Annotated in this window: 22 protein-coding genes and 1 other RNA gene; 12 read left to right on the plus strand and 11 right to left on the minus strand. The window is 43.2% G+C overall.

The window, feature by feature from the left end; all coding sequences use genetic code 11:
* Positions 1-36 precede the first annotated feature (36 nt).
* From G3570_RS10030 to G3570_RS10050, 5 genes are all read right to left on the minus strand, one after another.
* The gene (locus G3570_RS10030) at positions 37-963 is read right to left on the minus strand and encodes a ferredoxin reductase domain-containing protein (RefSeq protein ID WP_165141882.1); all 927 of its coding nucleotides are present in this window, start codon (positions 961-963) and stop codon (positions 37-39) included.
* 190 nt (positions 964-1,153) lie between these two features.
* Positions 1,154-1,855, minus strand: a complete 702-nt coding sequence (locus G3570_RS10035) for a hypothetical protein (RefSeq protein ID WP_165141884.1) — start codon at positions 1,853-1,855, stop codon at positions 1,154-1,156.
* A 65-nt stretch (positions 1,856-1,920) separates the two neighbouring features.
* Positions 1,921-2,289, minus strand: coding sequence for a response regulator (locus tag G3570_RS10040; protein ID WP_165141886.1), 369 nt, complete (start codon positions 2,287-2,289; stop codon positions 1,921-1,923).
* A 98-nt stretch (positions 2,290-2,387) separates the two neighbouring features.
* Complete coding sequence (locus tag G3570_RS10045) at positions 2,388-3,236, minus strand: M23 family metallopeptidase (protein WP_165141888.1); 849 nt, start codon at positions 3,234-3,236, stop codon at positions 2,388-2,390.
* Positions 3,237-3,248: 12 nt separating this feature from the next.
* Positions 3,249-6,476 (minus strand): two-component regulator propeller domain-containing protein, encoded by a 3,228-nt coding sequence (locus G3570_RS10050; protein ID WP_165141890.1) that lies wholly within the window; start codon positions 6,474-6,476, stop codon positions 3,249-3,251.
* Positions 6,477-6,868: 392 nt separating this feature from the next.
* Between G3570_RS10050 and G3570_RS10055 the strand changes: the two genes are divergently transcribed.
* The 7 genes from G3570_RS10055 (at position 6,869) to G3570_RS10085 (ending at position 15,170) form a co-directional block, all read left to right on the plus strand.
* Positions 6,869-7,333, plus strand: coding sequence for an NfeD family protein (locus G3570_RS10055; protein ID WP_165141892.1), 465 nt, complete (start codon positions 6,869-6,871; stop codon positions 7,331-7,333).
* Positions 7,334-7,417: 84 nt separating this feature from the next.
* Positions 7,418-8,365 carry an SPFH domain-containing protein gene (locus tag G3570_RS10060; protein WP_165141894.1) on the plus strand — a complete coding sequence of 316 codons (948 nt, stop codon included), beginning with the start codon at positions 7,418-7,420 and terminating at the stop codon, positions 8,363-8,365.
* Positions 8,362-9,318: an SPFH domain-containing protein gene (locus tag G3570_RS10065; RefSeq protein ID WP_165141896.1), complete on the plus strand. Its 957-nt coding sequence runs from the start codon at positions 8,362-8,364 to the stop codon at positions 9,316-9,318. The genes G3570_RS10060 and G3570_RS10065 overlap by 4 nt, the downstream gene beginning before the upstream one ends.
* 9 nt (positions 9,319-9,327) lie before the next feature.
* Positions 9,328-9,924 carry an RNA polymerase sigma-70 factor gene (locus G3570_RS10070; protein ID WP_165141898.1) on the plus strand — a complete coding sequence of 199 codons (597 nt, stop codon included), beginning with the start codon at positions 9,328-9,330 and terminating at the stop codon, positions 9,922-9,924.
* 78 nt (positions 9,925-10,002) lie between these two features.
* Positions 10,003-11,469 (plus strand): DUF5666 domain-containing protein, encoded by a 1,467-nt coding sequence (locus tag G3570_RS10075; protein ID WP_165141900.1) that lies wholly within the window; start codon positions 10,003-10,005, stop codon positions 11,467-11,469.
* Positions 11,470-11,537: 68 nt separating this feature from the next.
* Entirely contained in the window at positions 11,538-12,524 is a 987-nt protein-coding gene (locus G3570_RS10080; protein ID WP_165141902.1) for a FecR family protein, read from the plus strand.
* 15 nt (positions 12,525-12,539) lie between these two features.
* Complete coding sequence (locus G3570_RS10085) at positions 12,540-15,170, plus strand: TonB-dependent receptor (protein ID WP_165141904.1); 2,631 nt, start codon at positions 12,540-12,542, stop codon at positions 15,168-15,170.
* Between the two features lie 19 nt (positions 15,171-15,189).
* On the opposite strand, the gene G3570_RS10090 is transcribed toward G3570_RS10085, so the two are convergent.
* The 4 genes from G3570_RS10090 to G3570_RS10105 form a co-directional block, all read right to left on the minus strand.
* The gene (locus tag G3570_RS10090; RefSeq protein WP_165141906.1) at positions 15,190-15,894 is read right to left on the minus strand and encodes a DUF899 family protein; all 705 of its coding nucleotides are present in this window, start codon (positions 15,892-15,894) and stop codon (positions 15,190-15,192) included.
* Positions 15,895-16,021: 127 nt separating this feature from the next.
* Positions 16,022-16,411 (minus strand): RidA family protein, encoded by a 390-nt coding sequence (locus G3570_RS10095; protein ID WP_165141908.1) that lies wholly within the window; start codon positions 16,409-16,411, stop codon positions 16,022-16,024.
* A gap of 120 nt (positions 16,412-16,531) precedes the next feature.
* Entirely contained in the window at positions 16,532-17,542 is a 1,011-nt protein-coding gene (locus G3570_RS10100) for a TIGR00341 family protein (protein WP_165141910.1), read from the minus strand.
* Between the two features lie 278 nt (positions 17,543-17,820).
* Entirely contained in the window at positions 17,821-18,072 is a 252-nt protein-coding gene (locus tag G3570_RS10105; RefSeq protein ID WP_165141912.1) for a hypothetical protein, read from the minus strand.
* Positions 18,073-18,335: 263 nt separating this feature from the next.
* Here G3570_RS10105 and G3570_RS10110 point away from each other — a divergent pair, with 263 nt between their 5' ends.
* The 5 genes from G3570_RS10110 (at position 18,336) to G3570_RS10130 (ending at position 21,401) form a co-directional block, all read left to right on the plus strand.
* Positions 18,336-18,812 carry a TonB-dependent receptor plug domain-containing protein gene (locus G3570_RS10110; protein WP_165141914.1) on the plus strand — a complete coding sequence of 159 codons (477 nt, stop codon included), beginning with the start codon at positions 18,336-18,338 and terminating at the stop codon, positions 18,810-18,812.
* 301 nt (positions 18,813-19,113) lie between these two features.
* The gene (locus tag G3570_RS10115; RefSeq protein ID WP_165141916.1) at positions 19,114-19,452 is read left to right on the plus strand and encodes an STAS domain-containing protein; all 339 of its coding nucleotides are present in this window, start codon (positions 19,114-19,116) and stop codon (positions 19,450-19,452) included.
* Between the two features lie 120 nt (positions 19,453-19,572).
* Positions 19,573-20,325 carry a hypothetical protein gene (locus tag G3570_RS10120; protein WP_165141918.1) on the plus strand — a complete coding sequence of 251 codons (753 nt, stop codon included), beginning with the start codon at positions 19,573-19,575 and terminating at the stop codon, positions 20,323-20,325.
* A gap of 103 nt (positions 20,326-20,428) precedes the next feature.
* Positions 20,429-20,887 carry a hypothetical protein gene (locus G3570_RS10125; RefSeq protein WP_165141920.1) on the plus strand — a complete coding sequence of 153 codons (459 nt, stop codon included), beginning with the start codon at positions 20,429-20,431 and terminating at the stop codon, positions 20,885-20,887.
* 136 nt (positions 20,888-21,023) lie between these two features.
* Complete coding sequence (locus G3570_RS10130) at positions 21,024-21,401, plus strand: hypothetical protein (RefSeq protein WP_249066952.1); 378 nt, start codon at positions 21,024-21,026, stop codon at positions 21,399-21,401.
* Between the two features lie 261 nt (positions 21,402-21,662).
* Here G3570_RS10130 and ssrA read toward each other — a convergent pair.
* Together ssrA and G3570_RS10140 are read right to left on the minus strand one after the other, a co-directional pair.
* Positions 21,663-22,028, minus strand: a transfer-messenger RNA (tmRNA) gene (gene ssrA / locus G3570_RS10135).
* A 135-nt stretch (positions 22,029-22,163) separates the two neighbouring features.
* Complete coding sequence (locus G3570_RS10140; RefSeq protein WP_165141924.1) at positions 22,164-24,746, minus strand: bifunctional aspartate kinase/diaminopimelate decarboxylase; 2,583 nt, start codon at positions 24,744-24,746, stop codon at positions 22,164-22,166.
* Positions 24,747-24,784: the final 38 nt, after the last annotated feature.

The following is a 24,784-nucleotide window of genomic DNA, read 5'->3' on the forward strand; positions in this document are numbered from 1 at the left end:
CAGCGCTATAACACATAGTTCACACTTTTCAGCTGATCAATAGACTTCAACGAATGTGCGGGCAGAAGGTTTAACGTAGCGCTTCATATCATTTTCGTCCCACTCATCGGGCTCCTTCTCTATGGCAGGCTCCCGGATGTCGAGGTATTCCTTAAAGCCCTTATTGGCCAAAGTTTTGTAAATGCCCGATTCCATACCTTTCAAGCCGCATATGTATAAAAGGGTGTTCTCCTTTTCAAGAATAGGATCGGTTATATCGGAATCGTCCTCGAGGCAGGTCTGGACATATCTCTTGGTACCATTAGCACGCCGGTCTTCCCGTGAGATATAAGGCAAGTAATGGAAATTATCACGAGCTTCATCCAGTGGTTCAAAATAATCAGGGTACAACAGATCTGTGCGATACGGGCAGCCAAATACGAGTAAAACCTCATTTTCGATACCCGCTTCCATCAGCTCCATAATCATTCCACGGTAAGGAGCAATACCGGTTCCTGTTGCAAAAAAAATATAGTTGAAATCAGTGGCATTTTCGGGAAGTAAAAACCGTCTGCCACTAGGCCCTGTCATCTGCACCGTATCGCCTGGTTTTAGGTCAGCCAGGTAATTGGAACATACACCAAGGTACAACTCATTATTCTCCAGCTCTTCAATGGTACGTTTGACCGTAGTAGATATGAGATTTGAATTACCCCGCTCTCCATTGCTGGGTGAGGATACCGAATAGAGCCGTAATTTGTAGGGACGTCCGTTTTCATTTTCACCCGGTGGCAGAATTCCAACCGATTGACCGACTTTCACTCTACCTTCCAGTTCGGTACCGGAGACATCAAAGGTGACATGACGGACAAAGTTAGGGCTGGCCTCCTTACTGCATATCCTGTTTTCTACGATCGGTACCTCAACAGGATCTTTTGGAGAGTAAATATTTAATTCAACTTCCGGAAGTTTAATTTCTGGCATATGACGTTTGAAGGGCTAATGTACACTATTTTTTGGCCTTGGAAATTGTAAAGGTTAACCGAAAGAAACAAGCCGAATTTAGATGTGCGGAACCCGGTACTTACCTCAGTTTATAAACAACTAATTCCCAGAAATACTGTTCACAGCTCAATGATCACTTTGCTAATGATCAATGTTTACTGTTAACTGATCACTGATTACTGATATGGTACCTTATTATATCTTCAATGCTGGGCTGCTCTCCCCTTTGTTCAATCAGTTGTTGTACCTCAGAAGTGGTAACACCGGTATCCCTCAATCTGATAAGTTCATCCTGCGTGATATCGGTATAGCCCAGATCATGCATATTGCTGGTAAAGTAAGCGGTAACATCATGCTGCCTCAACTGGATAAGTTCTTCAATCGTAAGGGTATAGCCCAGCTCCTTCATCATGGCAGCAAAACGTGAAGAGACGTCATTTTGAGCAAGACGAACCACTTCATCTAGAGTAAGATCGGTATATCCCAGATCTCGAATTCGGGAAGTAAATGTAGCCGTTACTCCCTGTTCTCTAAGCTCAATAAGATCTTCGGTAGTCAGTCCGGTATAACCCATCTCTTCCATCCAGGTACCCATACCTTCCAGCAGCTCCTGGTCAGGCTGATTAACCCAGGTAGTGAGGTCATCTATTGGGGTCAAAGATACATCCGGGGAACCCACATAACGGATCCCCGCATAGAGAATAAACACAGCCAGAAAACCACTAAAAAGCAGGTATCTCAACCATTTTGGACCGGCGGAAGGGCCGCGAGTCAGGCTATTTTTCTTATTGGTAAGCTTGGATTTGGTAAGCAACTCTCCTTCTTCCAAGTTGCTTAACTGCTCTTTTAGTTTTTTGAATTTCGTAGTCATAGCAATTCACTGTATCCGTTATTAGAACAAGTGTACGCAATTCTAAGGCTAAAGATTCAAAAAACCTAGCAGGCGCAGCTGAATGACCGGCTTAAATCTCCCTGTGTGATAGGCTTGGTTAAGAAGTCGAGCGGATCTACTTCCTCGACCCTCTTTCGATAGTTATCATCAGAATTTCCCGTAATAAAAATAACGGGGATCTTGGCTGAGCGACGAATAATTGACATGGCTTCAATTCCATCCATCTCTCCACGAAGTCGAATATCCATTAAGATGATATCAGGTTCATGCTCTTTGGCTGCTTCTATGGCATCCTCCCCTGTGGTAACTTTTGCCACCACATTATGACCCAGATTCTGGACCATCCGTTCGATCATTAATGCAATTATTAATTCATCCTCAACGATAAGTATCCCTTTTGAAGATTTTTCCACAACAGCAGTCGTTCAATTAGTTGATACGGTCTAATGCTAACCTTTACTGAAAAGAGGACAATCAGAGAGACATGTTACGATTCATAGATTAGAAAAATTTAATGCGCCATATAAAACTTTCCTTCTTCGAATCGTTCTACAATTCCACTCTCGGTTTTGAAGCGTACAGGAAGGGATTCGTTGGTTCCGTCTTCATTAACCTTTAGAACCATAAAGTGAAGATGTGGGCCGGTAGAATAGCCGGTATTGCCGGATAAGCCAATGATCTGTCCTTCACGAACTTTTTGTCCAAGTTCTACAAGAACCCCGTTTTTACTCAAGTGGGCATACTCTGCAAAAGTGCCGTCCTCATGCTCAATAACCACAAAATTTGACTGATCCTTAAAAACTTCAGCCTTACCACCCCGGTTTGAATCTTCTTTTAACTGAACCACGTAACCGCTGCGCGCCGCCCTTATTTGTGATTTGAGGGGCATCATAAAATCAACCGAGTATCGAATATTACCGTTGTGGCTAAAATCGCCATCATAGGACTGCCCTACCCGATAACTTTTACCCTTGCTGAAAGGGAGGCTGTAAATGTATGAATCATTATGGCTGGCACGCGTATTACCCATAATCCATTTATAGCTGGTATTGAACTTGAAATTCTTTTCTTTGTCGTCCGCAAATACAGAAAGCAGGTGTTTTGTAGAATTCGGCTCAATAATTTTGGTGACCGGCTGGCGGGTATTCAGTTTGAAATTATCCCCACTAACCTCAATGGTAAGTGTGATTGAGTAAGGATTCTTATTAGTTGCATTAAGATGAAAGGTGTCATTGGTTCGCACAGAGTTAACCTCAACACTCTTCTCCTCTTTTGGTGCCTGAGCATACAAATTTGTTGCTATCCCGGGCTGAAATAAAAATAACAACAACAGTAAGATTGACTGAGGTGACAGCTTCATGGGGTCAAATGCTTATTGAGACAAAACCTGTTCCTGTTCGTAGTTTACAAAATACATGTCAACCTTTCCCTTACCTTCTGCAATGATTTTACCCCGGTACTCGCAGTCGTAGAAATCCTTCACAAGCTCATGGGTCGTAGAAGAGATATTGACTTTACCCTCCACCCCTGCCGACTCCATTCGGCTGGCTACAATGACAGTTTCGCCCCAAAGATCATAGGTAAATTTTCTTTGTCCCACCACTCCGGCAATGACATCGCCTGAATGAAGACCTACACGCATCTCCCAGCAATGGCTCGACTTTCTGTTGCGCTCATCAATGTAAAGAAGCATTTCTCGTGCAGCTTTTACACACTGTAAGGCGTGATTCGCATTCTCCATGGGTATACCACCGGCGGCCATGTAAGCATCGCCGATCGTTTTTATTTTCTCCAGGCCGTAGTTGTCAATAATCTCATCAAACTTCTGGAAAATATCATTCAGTTCGGATACCAACTGATCGGCCGGCATATTACTGGCAGCTTCCGTAAAGCCCTTGAAATCGGTAAACAGGATGGTAGCGTGCTTAAATCTCTTTGGTGTGGTGGTACCCCGTTCTTTCAGCTCTTCGGCAACTTCCCTGGGAAGAATATTATACAGCAGACGATCGCTCTTCTCTTTTTCATTTTGCAATTCACTGGTACGTTCGGAAACCAGCCCCTCAAGCATCTGGTTCTGTACCTGCAGCTGCCGTTTTTTCTTTCTCTCTTTTGCAATACGGTAGTGGATAAATCCTCCTATCGCCATCACTGAGAGCACAATATAACTAAAATAGGCCCACCAACTAAACCATGGCGGCGGTGGTACGGTCATGGCAATAGAAGCACCCTTTTCGTTCCAGATACCGTCTTTATTGGCGGCTTTTATCCGGAGTGTGTAATCGCCGGGAGGCAGCGAGGTAAAAGAAATAAAACGCCTGTTCCCGATATACTGCCACTCGTCGTCAAAGTTCTCCAGTTTATAAGCATATTGGTTCTGACCGGGTGCTGCGTAATGCAGGGCCGCAAATTCAAATGAGATCACATTATCACGATAGGAAAAAGCCAGCGAATCGGTTTCAGTGATGGATCTCTTAAGCAGTGACTTCTGCCCAATTGGAATGGATTGGTTACTCACTTCGAGTTTGGTGAATACCACCGGCGGGATATGTGGATTATCGCGTATGCTGTCTGGCTCAAATGATACGAGTCCGCCTATACTGCCGAAATACATGGTACCGTTTTTAGCCCGGTGATAAGCCCCGAAACGGAATTCATTACTTGGCAGTCCATCACCTTCGTCATAATTTCGGAAGACTTCATTCTCAGGGTCAAAATCAGAAATTCCCTTGTTGGTGCTCAGCCAGAGATGGCCACGTTCGTCTTCAATAATTCCATAAATCACATTATTTGGCAATCCGTCTTCAGTTGTATAGGCGGCAAAATTCTCTGTCTCAGGATCTAGTTTATTCAGCCCGTTAAGTGTTCCGATCCAATATCGTTCTGAAGAATCCTGGTAGATAAAGTTGATAAAATTGTTACTGATGGAGGTGGGATCTCCCGGTTGGTTCACATACCGCTCAAACACATCATTCTTGCGATCGTATTTATTCAGTCCATACCCGTGCGTACCCACCCAAAAACTACCTTCCCGGTCTTCGTAAAAGGACCATATTTTATTATGGCTGAGGCTTTCCACGTCTCCTGCCCGACTCTGATAGTTTTTAATTTCACCGGTTTCCTTGTCATACTGACTCAAGCCGTTGTTCAGCGTTCCGATCCAGATCATCCCGTGCGCATCCTGCGAAATAGTAGTAATAATATTACCTGTGATGCTATTGGGATCCTCGGGATCTGCCCTAAAATGTCTGAAGGTTTCAGTTTCTGGATCATATTCATTCAGGCCGTTCAAGGTACCTATCCAAATGGTACCGTCACTATCCTCATAAATGGTATTTACGTAATTATCGGAAAGGCTGTTCGGATCCTGAGGATCGTGCTTTAATACTTGCTTTTCCGTTCGCTCCGGATTTAGCAGCGTCACGCCTCCCCCGTTAGTTCCGATCCACAAGGTGCCTTTGCTGTCTTCATGCACAGCCCAGACATTTTCATCTGAGAGACTAACCGAATTTCCGGTATTGGAATCATAGATTTTAAAGGAAGCTGTAGAGCGGACAAATTTATATAGCGCATTATCCTTCGTCCCAACCCAGAATACCCCGGAGCGGTCTCCAAGCAGGGCTGAAACAGATTTGTTCTCCAAATCGGGAGCATCCTTGATGCTGGCAACATCAATAAATCTGTTTTCAGTGCGATCCAGCAAGCTCAGGCCATCGACCGTACCAACCCACAGATCTCCGTATGAGTCTTCATACATCGTCAGCACCCAGTTGTGGTTTAAGCCTCCGGAGCCCGGTGCATCAGCTGTAAATCTTTCAAAAGAGTGGTCTTTTCTGTTAAAACGATTTACTCCACCACCTTGGGTGCCTATCCAAAGCTTATTTTTATTGTCCTCATATATGGTTACCACCCAGTTATCACTGAGACTCTTATCATCACTTTTCAGGTTTTCATAATGCAGAAAATTACCGGTTTCACGGTCAAATCTGTTTAATCCGCTACTCTGTGTGCCCAGCCAAAGTATACCATTATGATCTTCGAAAATTGAGGTGATCCAATCTCCCTTTAAGGAGTTCTCATTATTCGGATCGGAAGAATAGTGTAAGAAGCTGTCTCTCTCGGGCTGATAGATATCGAGCCCTTTCTGAGTACCTATCAAGATAACGCCGGAACGGTCTTCGAAAAGTGTTGTGACAAAATTATCACTGAGACTGGTAGAATCTGAGGGATCGGCCTTGTACCTTATAAAAGTTTCTTTATTGCGGTTAAACTTGTTGAGTCCGCCGTCTTTGGTAGCTACCCAGATATTCCCTCTCCGGTCTTCAATGAGTTTATTGATGGAATTATCTGATATAGAAGTAGAATCTCCCGGTATATTCTTATAAACGGTAAAGCCATAACCATCGTAACGATTTAAACCATCATCAGTGGCAAACCATAAAAATCCTTTACTGTCTTGAATAATGTCGTTTACGGTACTTTGGGAAAGGCCATCCTGAATAGTAAGATGGTCGAATCGCATCGAAATGTTTTGCGCATATAAGCTGCCTGGAATAAACAGGCAAAATATGCATAGCAGGTAAACTTTTTTGTTACCCTTCATCGTACCGGGATTAATAGTCTTCTTTTAACTGTAGATGATTTTAGGAAAATTTATAGGGGAAGAAAATTAAAATAAAGCAATATGGCTTAATATTTGCGGATTCTAATCTTCCACTAAGGAGCCATTCTTACTTATATTTCCTTCCAAACATCCCATCTTGCTCTCAATGTAACTCATGCACCTGAGGTATGATCAATTCCAATCTAAACTCAGAGTTAACTTCTAATCATGAGCAATGGTAATACTCTTTAATACTGTAGCAAGGTTGGATAATAATATGAAAGAGTCAAAATCATGCGCTGTTTTATTTGGTAATGAGAAGAGGGAATGATATAATTTTATGAGTGCTATCCTATCAGATTGGCAAACATCAACCATATTTATACTGACCCATGGATGGAGAGACATTGACCTGGATTTTTTTAGCCGGCGGTGCGGCGTTGATGATTCTGGAAACACTGATTCCCGGGGGGGTTTCTTTTTTTCTGGGATTTAGCGGCATCTTCGTGGGTGTACTGAGATACTTCGGCATCCTGGTAGAGCCGGGTACCTCCATCATAACATGGCTGGGAACCGCAATAGCCCTGATCCTGGTTTTCAGGCCCCTGTTGATGAAATACTGGGGAGGTGAAAGTTTTTTCAAACTGGCAGATGAAGACTTTGAGGCTATGGGACAAATTGTAGAAGTGGTGGAACCCATCAATGATCAGGATAACAGCGGGCGGATCAAGTTTCAGGGTATTTCCTGGCAAGCCCGAACCATTGAAGGAGATCTAAAGCCGGGACAGAAAGCAAAGATTAAATACCGCGACAATGTAACCTGGGTAGTAGAGCCCCTTGATGAATTGGAAGACTAAGTGAATACTTCAAATAGAGCAATCCAATTAGCGGGTAACTAATGCCAAAACAATACATCATCAACTAAATTAATTCCTAATTTTATGTGGACTTATCTTCTAATACTACTGGCCCTTGGTATCTTCATTGTTACCAAGGTGTTTAAAATTGTTGAGATGCGGGAAGAAGTCATCAAAGAACGACTCGGTAAATACAACAAAACCCTGAAACCGGGATTTCATTTTCTAATACCCTTCGTTGACCGGGCTGCTTACCGCCAGGAAATGCGGGAACAGGTTATCGATGTTCCCAGCCAAACCTGTATTACCAAAGATAATATTGAGGTAGAGGTAGATGGGCTGGTATACGTGAAGGTGATGGATTCATACAAGGCCAGTTATGGAATAGGAAACTATAAAATGGCTTCCATCAACCTGGCCCAGACGACCATGCGTAGTGAAATCGGCAAAATCACGCTGGATGACACCTTTTCTGAACGGGAACAGATGAATGAAAATATTGTCCGTGAAATTGATAAAGCATCCGACCCTTGGGGTATTAAGGTCATGAGATATGAAATAAGAAATATCCGCCCCTCTGACACTCTGATCAATACCCTCGAAAAACAGATGGAGGCCGAACGGGAGAAAAGAGCCGAGATAACTGAGTCTACCGGTACGCGTGATTATAAAATCAATGAATCAGAAGGGGAACGACAGGCTGCGATTCTGATTTCAGAAGCCAATCGTCAAAAAAGAATCAACGAAGCAAAAGGGCGCGCGAAAGAAATTGAGCTGGTGGCTACAGCTACAGCCAAAGGCATCAAAAGAGTATCGGAGGCCATCGCCAAGCCCGGGGGTGACCTTGCTGTAAAAACCAAACTGATTGAGCAGTTTATCAATCAACTTGGCAACGTTATTGAAAAATCAAACGTATCGGTACTGCCTACAGAAACAGCCAATTTAAAAACGTTCTTTGAAGGTGTCAGCAAGGTCAGCGACCACACGCCTCAAAATGTCAGAACATCTAATGCTACGGGAGGTAACCAATGATTATCAACTACATCAGCCAGGGAGTTTTAGGAATTCTGGCCATCTATACATTGTACAAGTTCATTCAGTCTATCCAACTGGTACCTACCCAGAAAGCCTACATCGTGGAGCGGTTAGGCAAATACCAGAAAACACTGGGACCCGGATTTCATGCACTTCTGCCCTTTTTCGACCAGGTGAAATACCGCCAGGACTTAAAAGAAGAGACCATAGAAGTGGAACCCCAGGAATGCTTTACCAAGGATAACGTCAAAGTTGAGGTAGATGGCGTCATATATCTCAGTGTGACGGATCCTGTCAATGCCAGCTATGGCATTACTAACTACCGTTTTGCCGCCGTACAGCTTGCCCAGACAACCACCCGATCCATCATAGGAACCATGGATCTTGACGATACCTTTGAAGACCGTGCAATGATTAATAAGGAAGTAGTTAGCGTGCTCGCTGAGATGGAGCAGGCATGGGGTATTCGCGTTCATCGTTACGAGATTAAAAATATTGTCACCCCGCGTACTATTCAAAATGCCATGGAGCGTCAAATGACCGCAGAACGTGAGCGACGGGCTACTATTGCTAAGTCGGAAGGTGTCAAAGGTTCCACCATCAACGATGCAGAGGGTGAGAAGCGTGAGATCATCAATGTGTCGGAAGGTGAAATGCAACGCCGGATCAATGAAGCCGAAGGGGTTGCGCAGGAAATTGAATCACTAGCCGAGGCTACTGCGGTTTCTATAGAACAAATTGCGGAAGCTTTGAACTCGCCAAAAGGCAAAGAGGCCATGCAGATGCGTCTTGCAGAAAAATACATATCCCAGCTATCCAAATTAGCCGATGACAAGAATGATATTATCATTCCAACGGATATCACCAATTATGATGCTATCATGGCCGGTTTATCATTGGATAAAATTTCCATCGTCCCCGAAAAGGAAAGTGCAAAAAATAGCGGCTAATAAACTTTGATGGGACAGGTATCATTTTATTTAATTCTGCTCGCCCTTGCCCTGTCAAAACTCTCTGAATCGGAGCGTGCCGAGTTGGCTCGTTCTATTAAGAACGGTGATCATGAAGCTTTTAAAATCTTCTACGAGCACCATCACGAGTCGCTGTATAGATATCTAATGGGAAAAGGGATTTCCGAAGAAGCAGCCCGTGACCTGGTGCAGAAAGCATTTATCTACATCTGGGAACAAAGGCAGCAGATTGATCCGTCAAAATCTCTTCAAGCTTACCTGTTTAGGATCGGATATACCCGAATGTTGAATCACATTCGAGATAACTCAAAGTTTGACGAATCTGAGGAGTTGCCTGTTATTGAGGACGGGAAAAATCCGGAAGACGACCTACGGGCTGCAGAGCTAAAAAAAGCAATCGACCGCGCCATATCCGATATGCCTGAGAAGCGAGGTATGGTATTTGAAATGTGTTTTATTCAGGAATTTACCTACCGGGAGACAGCCGAGTCATTAGGTGTTAGCAAAAAGACGGTCGAAAATCATATGGGATTAGCACTCAAAGATTTACGTGCTGCGCTCCGGCAGTTTGATCCCGAAAAGTAATTTACATTGGGGGTACCCCCCTTTCTTGTGTGTATAACCTGTGAAACCATACCACAAACAACTATCATGGGATGAATCATGAAAAAAATAAAATCTACATATAATACATACTCTATTTGGGCTTTGAGCATGGGGATACTGCTTTTTGTTTTATCAGGCTGCTCCATCAGCGGGGTTGATAAGCAGTCCGATGAAATAACCGAAGAAGATCTTCAGGCTGCCGGTCAGATATTGGGAGAATCCTTATCTGACGAGACATCAGGAATCATGGGAAGTCTTAATGACGCCCTTACCGGCATTTCTAGCGACGGATTCGTACGAACTACTGCCGCTAAAAGCATGGATGACGATGATGACGAAAACAGCGGACGCGGTCGGGAATCTAATTTCAGTTATTCCTATGATCCGGATACAGGCATTCACACTCTGGCTTTTCTGCGTTCTGTTACTAAAGCCAACTTTTCAAAAAGTGTGACCGATACACTTAAGTATATCTTTTCCGATAATAACGGAGCTTTTATTGCCTTTCCGCGCGTCAATAGAGAGCGAATTGAAACAATTGACTTCAAAGGATTCCGTGAAGGTACGGTAAATTCACCGTCCAGAAATTCCTTCTTCGCGAGAAAGGATACGTTCCTGATCGACGGAGTTTCACAGGCATCCAACATCCTCTCTATCGACGGAAAACATAATGGAGAAGGTAGTTTTGAGGGCACCAATGATGAAGGGAATCCCCTGGAACGAGATTATGAACTAGAAATCAATTTTTTAAATGTTGAGATCGATAAAGCAGTAGTTCAGACAAACCAGAGTCTGGAACAAGGGGTAACCGGTACTCTTACCTATGAACTTATTGTAGAAAAAGTGAATAACGGGTCCTCCTCCACCAAAACCATTCGTGGAACTATTGAGATGAATGGTGACGGCTCTGCCCTGCTTCGATTCGAACGATTCAGTAAACTGTTCCGCATCAATCTTGATGACGGTGATGTTAGCGATCAGGATGATGAATTTGAAGGCAAGGTTACATCTGTAAACCTAGAGAACAGTACCTTTACACTTTCAGAAGGACGTGTCATACGAATCACTGATGAAACGACTTTTGAAAACGATGGCGACCTCTTTTCACTTCAAGCAGTGGCTGAAACCCTTGAAGCCGGAAAACTCGTGGAAGCTGAGGGCGATGGTTATAAAGACGGTGATGTTTTCGTAGCCACCCAGGTTAAGTTTGAAATAGAAGAGGAAGATGACAGTATAGAAGGAGAACTTAATTTCGATGCCTTCATATCGAGCGTCAGCCTGGAAAATAGTACTGTAACTCTACAGGATGAACGTGTAATCAAAATTACTGATGACACTGTATTTGATGAGAGCGGTGATTTCATGGATCTCGAGTCCGTTCGAAATGCGCTGGAAGAAGGTCAGACTGTTGCTGCTGATGGAAAAGGAGTTGAATCGGAAGAGGAAGGCATAACCATAGTTGCTACCAGGATCGAGTTCGAACTTGAAGAATCAGATTCGGGCGATGATGGAGCTACCGATTAACTATCTGTAAATTAAACTATATGGTCGGGCACCCACCGGTGTCCGGACCATTTTAAATGATGAACGACATGACTCGCACAACACTTCCTGAAAATGATCCCGACCTGCAATTGGCGCGGAGAATAGGTAGTTACTTAGAAAGCGAGACTGATCTACGCAGTGAAACAGATACTCTTGTTGATACCCTCCTTAACTACAGAGAAAGTAGAGAAGCTAATAAAAGTTCTATCCCTGATGTAGCAGTACCCTCTGATGAAATTTGGCAAGAAATATCAGTAGCCATCCATTCTGAAGAGCATTCCGCCACCATCCACAAATTGGGAAGCTCTCAAACAGATTTTAAAACCATATGGGCAGTTGCTGCTTCCCTGCTGGTTGCCGCTTTCATCGGATTCGCTGCATATTTCTACCTGAGCCAGCAGCCACAGATGATTGCTTCCAGCTCAGCGAATATCGAAACTGTAGTTCTTGAGGATGGCAGCAAAGTAACGCTGAGGCCTCACTCTTCTATCAAAGCTTTGGAAATAAGTGCAAACGAGCATAACTATCAGCTCGAAGGCGAGGCATTTTTTGAAGTTATGAAAAGCGATAATCGCACTTTTTCGGTAAGAGCCGGAAACGGAGAGGTACAGGTCCTGGGAACCAGGTTTGATCTGAGTAACTGGGGTGATAAAACACAGGTATATCTCGAAGAAGGATCTATTCGTTTTGAAAACATTGAGAGTAAGGAAGCTGTAACTCTGAGTCCGGGTGAGGCCGCCGAAATTGGTCCGGATAACCTGTTAACTACTAAATCGGCCGAGATTACGGAATATACAGATTGGATGAGTAGTGAGTTAAACTTCCGCAACAAAACTACCCGTTACGTATTTAATGAGATGGAACAAGAATTTAATATTCGTATTTCTGCCCCTGATTCAATTATGAATACCCGTTTAAGCGGCTCGCTTGCTTTAAATAGCATCGATGAAAGCCTTGAGGATCTCTCGCTGGTACTGGACGGACAATTCATCAAAAATGGGGACAGGCAATACATATTCGTTCCAAAGAGATAATGTGTAAATAAAGTTATGCATTCTAAATTCCGGGGTACCTTTCTTATTATCGCTTGCTTTCTGTTGCCTTTAACAGCAATTGCACAATATAATTATACAAATGAGCCCCTCCTGCAGGTAATTGATGATATTCAACAAAAGACATCTTACCGGTTCTTATATCGTGAAGCGATGATTTCGGAAATCCGGGTTAGCTTCCGTGCCGATAATGATAATCTGATGGATGAGCTATCAAACAGCCTTCAATTTCAGCCTGTAGCTTTAAAAGTAGACCGTGCACGTAACCAGGTAGTGATCCATCGAAACAGCAAAACAGACAGGGGGAAGCGAGTCACGGTTTCGGGCCAGGTGGTAGATGCGACTACCGGAGAACGTCTCCCTTTTGCCACGATTTCCTGGAAAAGCAACGGCAGCGTAGAAGGTGTCACCAGCAATTCTGCCGGAGCTTTTAATTTCACGCATACTTTCGTAAATCCCGAAATCACGATTAGAACATCCTATGTCGGATATGCTACAGAAGAGCTTGTTCTGGATCTAAGTGAAAATTCCGATATCTCAGATATTAATTTTCGACTCCAGCCTACTTTTGTAGGAGGAAATGAGATCATCATTACGGGAATGAATTATTACTCCACTGTAGACACTTCCCTGCAGCAATCCGTGGATATCGGAACCTTCAGTCCACTGGGTGAAAGCAACTCTATTCGCGCCCTGCAGCAGTTGCCGGCTGTAAATATCAATACGGCCCTGGACAACGGTCTTAATGTAAGAGGCAGTCCTGCAGACGGCTTCCGTATTCTGCTGGACGGAATCACTATTTATAATCAAAGTCATTTGTTTGGCTTGCTCGATAGTTTTAACTCGGATGCCCTGCAAACAAGCGGGCTTTTCTATGATATTACTCCCGCACAATACCAGGCCCCGCCCGGCGGTACCCTTTCGTTTTATACCAAGACCGGTTCACTTAATGAAATCAGGGGCACCGCAGGTCTGAGCAACACTACCACCCGACTGACACTTGAAGGCCCCATCAGTAAAGGAAAAGGCAGCTGGCTAATTTCAGGCAGAAATTCCTATATGAATGCCATCGACTGGCTGAATAATTCAACTCTTATAGAATGGGGGCTGGACGTAGACCGGTCTCAGCAGGTTCTTGCTGATAACCTGATTGATATCGAATCGAGACTGGTCAGACCTGTGGAAAGTAATGCTCACTTTTTTGACCTGCATGGGAAAGTGTATTTTGAGGGAAAATCCGGAAATCGTTTTATTCTTTCAGGTTATTTTGGTCAGGATAACACCGAGCAGCAGGCAAACAGAGTCTTCCGCTCTTTTGATTCCATTAGTGGGAACCGGATCGAATTACGTCCTGTAGAAACAGATAACAGCTGGAGTAACGTTGCGGGCAGCATACAATATCAGGCTCCACTCTCATCCACCTCCTACTCCTACACATCCGCGGGCCTGAGTATCTACGATACCGATTTTGGCAAGGATGATTTTACCTACTATCGATTGAATGAAGCCTCCGAATCCTTTCAGTTGTTCACTTATCCTTTGGAGATGAAAAGCATCATTAATGAGATCAAAGGCGAGCAACGTTTTGATTTCTCTTTTTGGAGCGCAACATGGACATTCGGAGGATCCTACCACTATTATTCAGGGGAATATTTTGAGGATTCCTTTGATCGTCCGGGATTTTTCACACAGAACACAGCTCACCGGGTTGATGCCTACGCGCAGGTAGATCTGACAAAGTTTGAATGGTTCGATTTGTTTGGAGGAAATAGGACTCACTATTACAGCAACGGCAACTATTTGAAATTTTCGCCAAGAGTGAAGTTAAAACTATTTCCGAAAGCTGACCTTTCAGCTTCTATCGGGTATAGTAAGAACTACCAGTTTTTAAACCAGATATCCTTGAGTAATATTGTCAGTTCCGATATCTGGATACTGGCCACAGATCTGCAGCCACCGTCTTCAGTAGATTATTTCTCAGCCGGCATCTACCTGAAGCCGTTCAAACACACCCATTTCCAGATCGAAGCATATAAAAAAGAATATGAAAATGTGCGCCTGCATGAAATTAATACCTACTCCCTGAACAACACGTTTTCGGATTCGCCCTGGTTTTCTGATAACTCCGGTGAAGGAGAAGGCATTGAATTTTATTTAAGAAACCAGTTCAGGCATTTTGCATTATCACAGGCATTCACACTTTCCAGGATGCAATTACAAAATCCGCTGCTTAACCAAGGTGAACCTTTCTATGTAGATTGGGATCGAAGATATCGCTACAATAGTACAGTAGAACTCTATCCGATAAGCAACCTCTCGGTATTTGTATCATGGATGTATGCTACAGGCACACCTAACAAACTGGCTATTTTTGGACCTGCCAACGATCAAAGGCTTGAAGATTACATGCGAACTGATTTAAGTGTGGAATATCGGAAGGAATTCAAGTCAGCAACCCTCAAGACCACTTTTTCCGTATATAATCTGACGGACCGTAACAACCCCTGGTATCGGGAGCTATCTCTGGTGCTTGACCAGTCAGCCGGCCAAAACCGATTTTCGAATGTACCCGTAGAAGTTTACGACCTGGGAATACAGCCCTCATTTAATATCTCTGTAAGCTTTTAGGCAGATTCCTGGCTTTTACTCACTCTTCATACTCAAAACGCGGATACCAATCGGTCCCTCTTCCCTCAGGAGTCATATCAAATACATTCCAGAGCGGCCATATTAAATCAACATGCCTTGGGTTTTGGCCCTTTTCTGAAGGAGCATATAGCAGTTCGGTATTGTAGAAATGAAAAATGCCATCCCGTGTTTTTCGGAATACATTGACTGCAGGCCACTGACTGCCATCAGGAGATTCCCCGAAATAGTCCAAATTATAATTGTTTTTATAAGAGGATAGCATGCGCAGATTATTCCATCCTCTTTTTAGTGCCCAACTCCTTATCTTTTGAATAGGTGCCTTTGCTACGACCGCAAAATTGACCCGGTCTGCAATATGAGGCGCCTGTCCGTTTAGCCCATCCAAGACAGAATTACAACTCGTACACGGAACCTCGGAGTCAGGATGATACATAAAACTGTAAATGAAAAGACTCTGCTTCCCATCCTCAAAAAGCTCGGAAATACGAACATCCCTCCGAGTCTCACGATCGGTTAATTCTGATGCTCCTTCCTGGAAGACATAATCTACTTTCACTGGTCCACCAACCGGCAGTGCTCTTCGCTGTTCTGCTACTCGCTCAATTTGTCTTCTAAGTTCGATTTCTGCTTGTAACAGCCTGTCACGTTTCTTCCGATATTCAGCAGACTCGCCCGGAAAACTTTTATCATGAAATTCACCCATAGTATACCTCCGTACTTATGTCTTTAACAGATTCAATACCCTGCAAAAGGCAGCCGTAACCTAAAGGATTAGCCTTAAAGAAATGTATATTTTGTTATTTTCTTTGCCAATCTACCAATATCAGCTTTCATTCTTTTATTACTGCTACTGCCTCAATTTCAACCAGCATGTCGGCATCAATTAGGCGACTGACTTCAACCATCGAAGTAGCAGGTAATATAGAACCGAAATATTTACCATGTGCACTACCCACTTCTTTCCAATCCGACATGTCGGTAACATAGATTCTGGTGCGGACGACATCTGACAGTTCCGCATCAGCTTTTTTCAGAGCTCTTTCAATATTTTCGATAATCTTCACTGTTTGACGATAGGGATCTCCAATACCGACCACCTCACCCTTATCGTCTGTTGCCGTAGTTCCTGATACATAGATGGTCTGACCAATCCTTACCGCCCGGGCATAACCGACCACGGGCTCCCATTTGGTATTCGAAGAGATGTTTTGTCGTTTCATAGCTTACTGGATGCTGGATGCTGGATGCTGGATGCTGGATGCTGGATGCTGGAAATTAGAAGTCGGATGTTGTAATGCAAGTAAAATCTCTTCTTCGGGAAAAAATAATCCTAAATAGTTTTAGCCCTGGCCCCAGAACCATATGAGTACGGCAAATATTACCAGCAATACGAACCAGATGACAATAGCATAGCGTGTAGCTTTTTTAGCTTTTTCGGCTTCCCACCAACTTCGTGGACGAACGCCCTGAAGCAGAAATGTCACCACTCCCGCAAGGTTTATACATATGAGGTTGGTAAAGGTGAGAATTGTGGCCCCTATCGCCAGCTGCATATATCCGCTGCCGAGCAAGAGTCCGATACCTACCAAAGGAGGAAGGAGGGCTACAGCTACCATTACACCTACCACTGCAGCCGGAACGCCACGTGTAAATGCCAGTACTCCCGCGCTCCCGGCCGCCAGAGCAATGGTAATATCACTTAAGCTGACCTGGGTCCTGCTCATAATCTGCTCGGAGTTCAAGTCAATATTCAAGACCATACCCATTACCAGCGCTATTCCTAACGACATAAACAAACCTGCCGCATTCGCTTTCAGCGATCGCCAGGCCAGCTGCATATCGCCGAGCGTCACCGAGAGTGCCATTGATACATTCGGTCCCAACAGTGGGGCGATCACCATAGCTCCGATAATCACGGCCACATCGTCACGCATCAATCCCACAGCCGCCACCAGGGTCGAAAGGATCACCAGAGCAATGTAGACCTGCGATAGCTCACTCCCGCTGGTAACATCCGCATATAACTCTTCTCTGCTTATCCTGCCAACCTTTCTGGTTTCCTGCTCATCTTCCTGTGTTGTTTCTTCTTCCTTCTCTTCCCTCTCGGGTTGCGGAAGGGTTGCCTCTATGGTAAATAGGAGAATACGAAAACCGTCGGTGTTAGCATACTTGTCGCTAAGCGTGTCAGATAAATTCTCTGTTTTGTCGGCATCCACCAACACTCGCACCACTGTATAGCCATTACTATGTTCATCAGACCACATCCCTATAGGCTCCTGTTCCTCCACTGTTTGAATAGCCTCTTCAACTTTTTCATCCGGAATCATGAGCTCAAGCAAACGATAATCCATGAAATGTGCCTAATTTCTTTAGCCTGTCGGGTTACTGTCTTGAAATAATAGTATGAAAAATATTATTCATATTTGAGATTGATTATGCTACCTCAGTCAAGAGTGGGTTCAGCAGCTATTTGAGTGGAAACAGGATTATTCGATACTATTTTATCACAAGGAGATTGCGAACCATAAAAAAGCCCATCGTAAAAACCGATGGGCTTCGTTTTGCTCAAAATATCTACCGACTATTCAAAAGAGTACTCCCCTTGACTAATGGTAATGTAATCTTGCGCTTATTTTCTATGTAGAATTCTTTTTCCAGTACTGACTTTGTGAACTACGTTCACTTTATACTTTTGTTTTGCCAATCCCAAGGGAAAGTTCACCGGCCAGGAAACAAAGCCTCTTACAAAGCTGTAGAGGCTTTTAACGCCTTCTTCCAGGGGTGACATACGATCCTGGTACCCCCGTTGCGTGATGCCGAATATGCCCATTACCAATGAAATGGCGAGCCAGATTGAAATAAAAATAAATGCTGTGTTCATGTATCTAAAATTAAGTTTAAATTGTTGTTTGCTATCAGCCGACACAGCACTTTAAAATGATAATCCGTTCCCGGGTTTGCATTAGTATTTTCTATGATTAGCATCGGAATAACCTATGCCATTTTCCATTCGTAATGATAAACTGAAAAGAGGATAACACCCCAGTCGAAACTATACTGATTTTGCAAGATGTGATTTATTTAAACATAGTTTTTATAATCTATTACTAAGTTTATCATTAGTAAAATAACGGGAACAGTATTATGGATTATTTAAGATCACTACTCATATCAGCACTAGTTATAACTTTACTGGCATTGGCAGGCTGTGCCACAAGCGGCAGTTCAGGGAAGAAAAGTACTGCTCCGGAAGACGAGACCTGGACGCTTGAAGAACATCTGAGAAGGATTAACGGTGTCCAAATAATGGGAAGCGGGGATTACGCCAAAGTGATTTTACGAGGCTCCCAGGGTATTTCCAGTGTCAGTCGGGGTATGGGTGAGCCCGAAGATAAAAAGGATATAAACCTGGGAGACAGTGACGAGAGACAGCCACTCTTTGTAGTAGACGGTCAAAAAGTAGGACGAAACTATCCAAATGTTCGCGATATGTTTAGCCCGGGTGAAATTGCAACAGTCAAATTGCTAACCGATTCACAAGCTGCCCAATATGGGAGTCAGGCCGGAAATGGCGTTATTGTCATCACCACCAAATCGGCCCAGAAGAGTTCGGAACAGTAGTATCCGAGCTATATCTTAAAACTATATTGCTATTCCCAAGGTAACAGTCACAAAATAAAAATCTGAATCCGGGCAAATAGAAATTACATCAAAAGTGCACCAGAACTATATCTAGTCGGGACAGTAGCCGGTTATAGCTTTCTTTACGATATATTATATCTAGCAATTCTCATCCGGCTATCACTACTTTTAATGCTACCCTTCATATTTTTTAGACAATACTTTAGCTTCTTTCTGAAATTTGTAGTAAGCTTTTCATATTGAGGGGTTTAAGCCGTGATCACAAAATAAGGAGGGGATTATGAAATGGACCGTAAATGAAAAATATGATAGCGTAGTTATTGAATTCAAGGGAAAGATGATAGGAGGCCCAAAAGCAGATCAATTCCGGCACGATCTGCATGATCTAATCCTGGATAACAAGACCAATATTGTAGCTGATTTAAGCAAGGTTAAATTCATGAACTCAAACGGTCTTGGGATATTGATTGGGGGACTCACTACCATGCGAAACGCGGGCGGCGACCTAAAAATTTGCGGTGCCACAGATCAGATCAAAAGCCTGCTGATGGTATCACAGCTCGTAAAAATCTTCGACAATTACGATAGCGTGGAAGACGCCATTGCGGCATATGAGTGATATTAACAAAATACAGTTACTAGTGAAATTGGTTGACTCTAAATTGAGAATAACTATAAGCAGTTCACTCAATTACGTCTCTCAATAAACCAAGAGAAAAAAGCAAAGTTACAAGCCTGAATGGTCCAGCAGGAGCGGGCAATGCGAGTAATTTTACAATCTATAAAGGCAATAGTTAGAGTTGCTCTTATGAGTACTATCCTTTCTATGTATTGGAATTGCGATGACTCACTTGCGCAGATTGCAAATCAAAAATTTTACGGAGATGATGGATTAATCTATGAATTTGGTATTAAAAGATTTACAACCGAGACAAGATTTCCAGGAATACATACTAAAAAACAGATTTCCAAAGGTAGCTTTAGTACTGATGGTGACACTTTAACTATAAACTACATCGCTTTTAAAAATCCACCGAAAGCTTACTTCAAAATCATTGATAGAAAATCGATTTTAAATCTCGCAACTTTTGATTCCTCCCTTGTCGATAGTTCTCTTTATGTTCATTTTAAGATTGTGGAAGAAAATGATAGGCCTATCTATCCAGCTCCTATAGTGCAAATTAAAAATGACAGCAATAAGACAATACATGGCTTTCAAGCAGATTCAACCGGGAACATTCCTGAAATTTTTATATTCGGCAAATCTGATCTGATTTTTAAGTTTACGTCTTTAATTAATGAAGAGTTGGTGCTGGATGCTGATACTTTGATGGGCTATAAGTCTACTGTAAAAGTGAGCTTGCCAAAAAGAATAGAGTATCGTCAATATGAAGGCAGAGAAAAATATCTTTTCAAACAACTATCCGGCAATAACTTTGAACTGCGTTCCCTTAATGGGGGTAGAACGGTACTGTTGGAAAGAATAAAATAATGGTTCTTTCTTGTTTAGAATTACGAATATGTACCACCTATTAAACTTCTCCAGAGACAGGATTTAGCCGTGCTGCAATGATCATGGAGACTAAATTTCAACGATGCTTTTAACTATTATCTCTATAGTAATATTAGGGTTATCTCCGGTTGAAACACCGCTAGCAGAAGATTCTGTTCTTTATTTAAGGTTTGAACAACAATCAGATGACGTGGTTCGAAAGCGAATAGGACTGCCACCAAATTCATACTTTTATGAATACAAAATGATTTATAAAGGTACAGATTATAGCCCCATAAGTTTATATGAACCAGAAGTAACAAATATTGATACGGTTTCTTTAGATAAGATAAAATCATTGGATATTAAGACCCACATGTGGCTTAAGGACTATTTTTTAGAATATTTCAAATATTTTGAAGAACAAAATCCATATGTAAATGATGATGGTACTTGTAGGTTTTTTGAATTTGGAGAAGTCGATAGAATAGTCATTGTAGAGATAGATAGAGAAAATAATAGAGCATTATTGCATTATGTAATACATCAAAAGTATGAGTAAATATATCTTAGTGAGTTGAAGGAGTAACTTTATGAGCCATTTTAAGTAATTTGGTATGAGAATATATATGCGCAGTGGGATACTGATTTCACTTTTCATATTCTTTCAATCTTCAACGGTTTTTGCATGCGATTGTATGCCTCATAGTATGAAAGATGACTTTGAAACAGTTGATTTCGTTATAAAAGGTGAAATCATAGGAATAAAAGATCTGGGATATCCCAACATTGAAAATACACTTACCTATAAACTCAAACGGGATTACATTGAATCTTCTGGATATTTTGTACAGGTAAACGTTTCAGAAGTGTTTAAAGGCTCTCCACAAGATACTGTGACTATTACACCGAGATGGACGAATTGTGACCTTCTTTTCGAGAAAAATTCTGAATACATCATATTCGGATACCGAGATAAAGATGGGAATTATCGTACCAATATGTGTACCAATACATTTAAAATGAATTCCGAAGATATGTCACGGTTAAAAGCAATCATAGGTGACGACAATTAGACAAATGCAATGATGATTAATGGTAGGGGATTTTTATTAAGAATTCCTATTCAATAAGCACACAAGAGCACCATACAGCAGAATTTTGAGAGGAACTTTGGGTAGAAAATTAAATAGGCAAGTCAGTCCGAACTAACGAACCTACTTTACAAAAGTGGAGTTGCGGAGAGTCTCCCACAGGGATGCCTTTGGCAGAACCCCGGGGTTCGAAATGATTACATATAAAAAAAGCCGGTCCGAGTTAACGAACCAGCTTTGTAGTAGTGGAGGTGCGGGGAGTCGAACCCCGGTCCGAAATGGCATATCGTTCAAGTATCTACATGCTTAGTTACCGAATTGAGTTTCGCCTGAAGCTACGCTCGGTAACAAACAACTCCAGACTAGACTGTTTTAATCTCACATGACATCCGACAGACGGCGAATGCCATATTATCCTATCATAGTCGGCGTTCTAACGGCACTGACAGGCAAGAAGCCGAGAGAACGGCAAAGCTGTTTATGCAGCTAAGCTGTAAGAGTAATTGTTGTCAATTACATATATGCATGATGCTTTTTAACGAGTGTCATCGCGCAAACTCGGCATGCAACCTGCGATTTTACTCATTCCGTCGAATCCGGTACACCCCCAAAATGTTAAAGAACATCTTTCTTTGATATCCTTAATATAACAGAGAATAACGGACTTAAATTCCCATTATTTTAGCAGAATACCAAGATCTAATACCACTTAGTCACTTAGTGTACTAAGTGGTTTAATACTGCCTATATCAAAATTTCAGTTGCCGGCATACGTAGATTGTAGCTGGAGCTCATTACCCTGCCATAGGCGCCGGTGTTGGCAATCAAAATCACATCCCCCTCTTCCGATTCAGGGAACAATCGGTCTATTCCCAGCTTATCACCCGATTCGCAAATGGGTCCGACGATATTTACCACCTGAGTTGATTCCTTATCCAGCTTACTGAGATTGACAATGGTATGGCGGGCTCCATAGAGCGCCGGACGGATAAATGAGTTCATACCCGTATCAATACCTATATATTTCACACTTCCCTTCCCTTTAAGTTGTGTCACATTTGCCAATAGAACTCCGGCTGTGGCTGTGAGGAAGCGCCCCGGCTCCACCCATAGTTCGTAATTGGGATGAGCATCTCTGAACTGCTTCAGCAGCTCGTCAACCTGTTTCATATTGAGTGAGGCCTGGGTGTCGTTCTCGCGGATTCCAAACCCTCCTCCAAGATCCAATACATCTACGCCTCCCAGTTCTTCCGCAACTTCGTGCAAAATAAGAGCAGTGCTCTTCCACTGGGTCGGATCTTTTATTCCGCTGCCAATGTGGGCATGCAACCCTTTCACAGTGATACTGATATCATCAATAATAGATTTCACTTCAGGTATTTCAAATCGCGGGATTCCAAACTTGGAGTGCACCCCTCCCGTTTTTACATGATCATGATGACCATGCCCGTGTCCCGGATCAATACGCAGGAAAATGGTTCTGTTCTCAAAGACCTCCGGCCATTTCTGCAGGGGATAAATATTATCGAGCGTCACGTTCACACCATGATCAAACGCTTGTTCGTATTCTTCCCGAGGGGCAAAGTTGGGTGTAAAAATGACCTCCCCGGGATCTATATCCGGGAACAGTTCGAACACCTCTTCAACTTCACCTATGGATACGCACTCAAATCCTAAATCCTGTGAGCGAAAGGTTTTCAGCACATCAATATTGGCATTGGCTTTCATGGCATAAAAAAACCGGTCGACAGAGTGAAGCTCTTTCAGCCTTTCGGTATTTGCTATAAGTGCATCTTTACTGTACACATAAGAGGGCCCTTTCTCCCGCGAGAGTTGAACAAGTTCATCACGCTTCCCCTTCCACCACGCCTCATGGAGCTCTTCCTTCTCCTCCACATCACCCATCAATTCAGGCCACGTAGGTCCGAATGACTGCTGATTTCCGGATTGTGAGATGACCTGCTCGTGCAGTTGTCGTACCAAACGGTCAGCCTGTTCGCTTTCTACGACAAAAGTAAAGTTCAGGTCATTGGCAGCCTGACTCAGCAGGTAAACCTGGTGCTCCTGAAATACCTCAAAAGCTGAGCCCAGCTGGTGCAATATGGTACGAATATGACGGCCCAGTAAGCTGACGGCAGACGTCGACTCAATGACATTAACTTTACAATGGGCACTCAATTCCTCCACGAATTCATTTCGAATATCCTGGAAATGCGCATTTAGTCCCGGATCGAGGGATACCGTTACGTTCGATTCAGAAGTTGAGACCAAGTCGATAGAAAGACCGTGATTCTTGAACACTTCAAAGACATCCGCCAAAAAACCTACCTGCTGCCACATGCCCAGCGACTCCATACTCACCAGGATAATATCACCTCGCACGGCGATGGCCTTAACCAGGGCCGTATCATCTGAAACCGCTGAAGAGATAACTGTTCCTTCAAGGTTTGGCTTATGCGTGCATTTGATATGCACAGGAATTTTATGCTTGCGCGCCGGCATGATACACCTGGGATGCAGTACCTTAGCCCCATTGGTAGCGATCTCCTGGGCTTCTTCGTAGCTGAGATGCTTTAAAAGACGCGCCGAGGGTACCGCATGGGGGTTGGCTGTAAACATACCGGGAACATCGGTCCATATTTCAAGAATTTCTGCCTTCAACTTTGAGGCAAGATATGCGGCAGACACATCTGAACCGCCCCTGCCTAATAGAACAGTTTTATCACTCTGATCGCTGGCGATAAAACCCTGGGTAAGAATTACATTACCTTTGTCCGACAGTTCCAGCTGCAGTTCTTTATCCGGACTGTCATCACACACTGCAGAGAGCACGATATTTTTTTCGCTCGCATTCTTCTGAGGAACTGTTTTAAGCAGATCTCTGGCATCCATCCAATTGGTTTCAATGTCCTCTTTCTTAAGAAATGCCGCCCCAAGTGTTGTGGCCATGAGCTCACCCAGGGACATCAGCTTGGCTTGAACCCTGAAACTCGCTTCCTCAACCAACGCAATACCTTTGGCTAGCTGGTCCAGTTCCAGAAAATAATCACCCAACAGTTCGTAAGCATCCAGCCCGAGATCATCTGCAAGGTCACGATGGGTGTCCTTAATGGAGTCCAGCAAAGCCGTATAATTGCCTCTTGGTGCCTGATCAATGACTTCCTGCAGTTTATTTGATATTCCACTGACAGCAGAGTGAACAAGGCAGACCTTATAACCACTGTCTCGGTGTTGTTTGACTACCTCACGAATATTGTCCCAATTTTGACGGTTGGATACACTTGTCCCGCCAAATTTTAATACGATCCAGTTTTTTCTTTCCGGCATTGCCTTAGTACTAACTAAAAATTTGATGAGCTGCTAAT

Origin of the sequence: Halalkalibaculum roseum (genome assembly GCF_011059145.1) — a bacterium.
GTDB classification, from domain to species: domain Bacteria; phylum Bacteroidota; class Rhodothermia; order Balneolales; family Balneolaceae; genus Halalkalibaculum; species Halalkalibaculum roseum.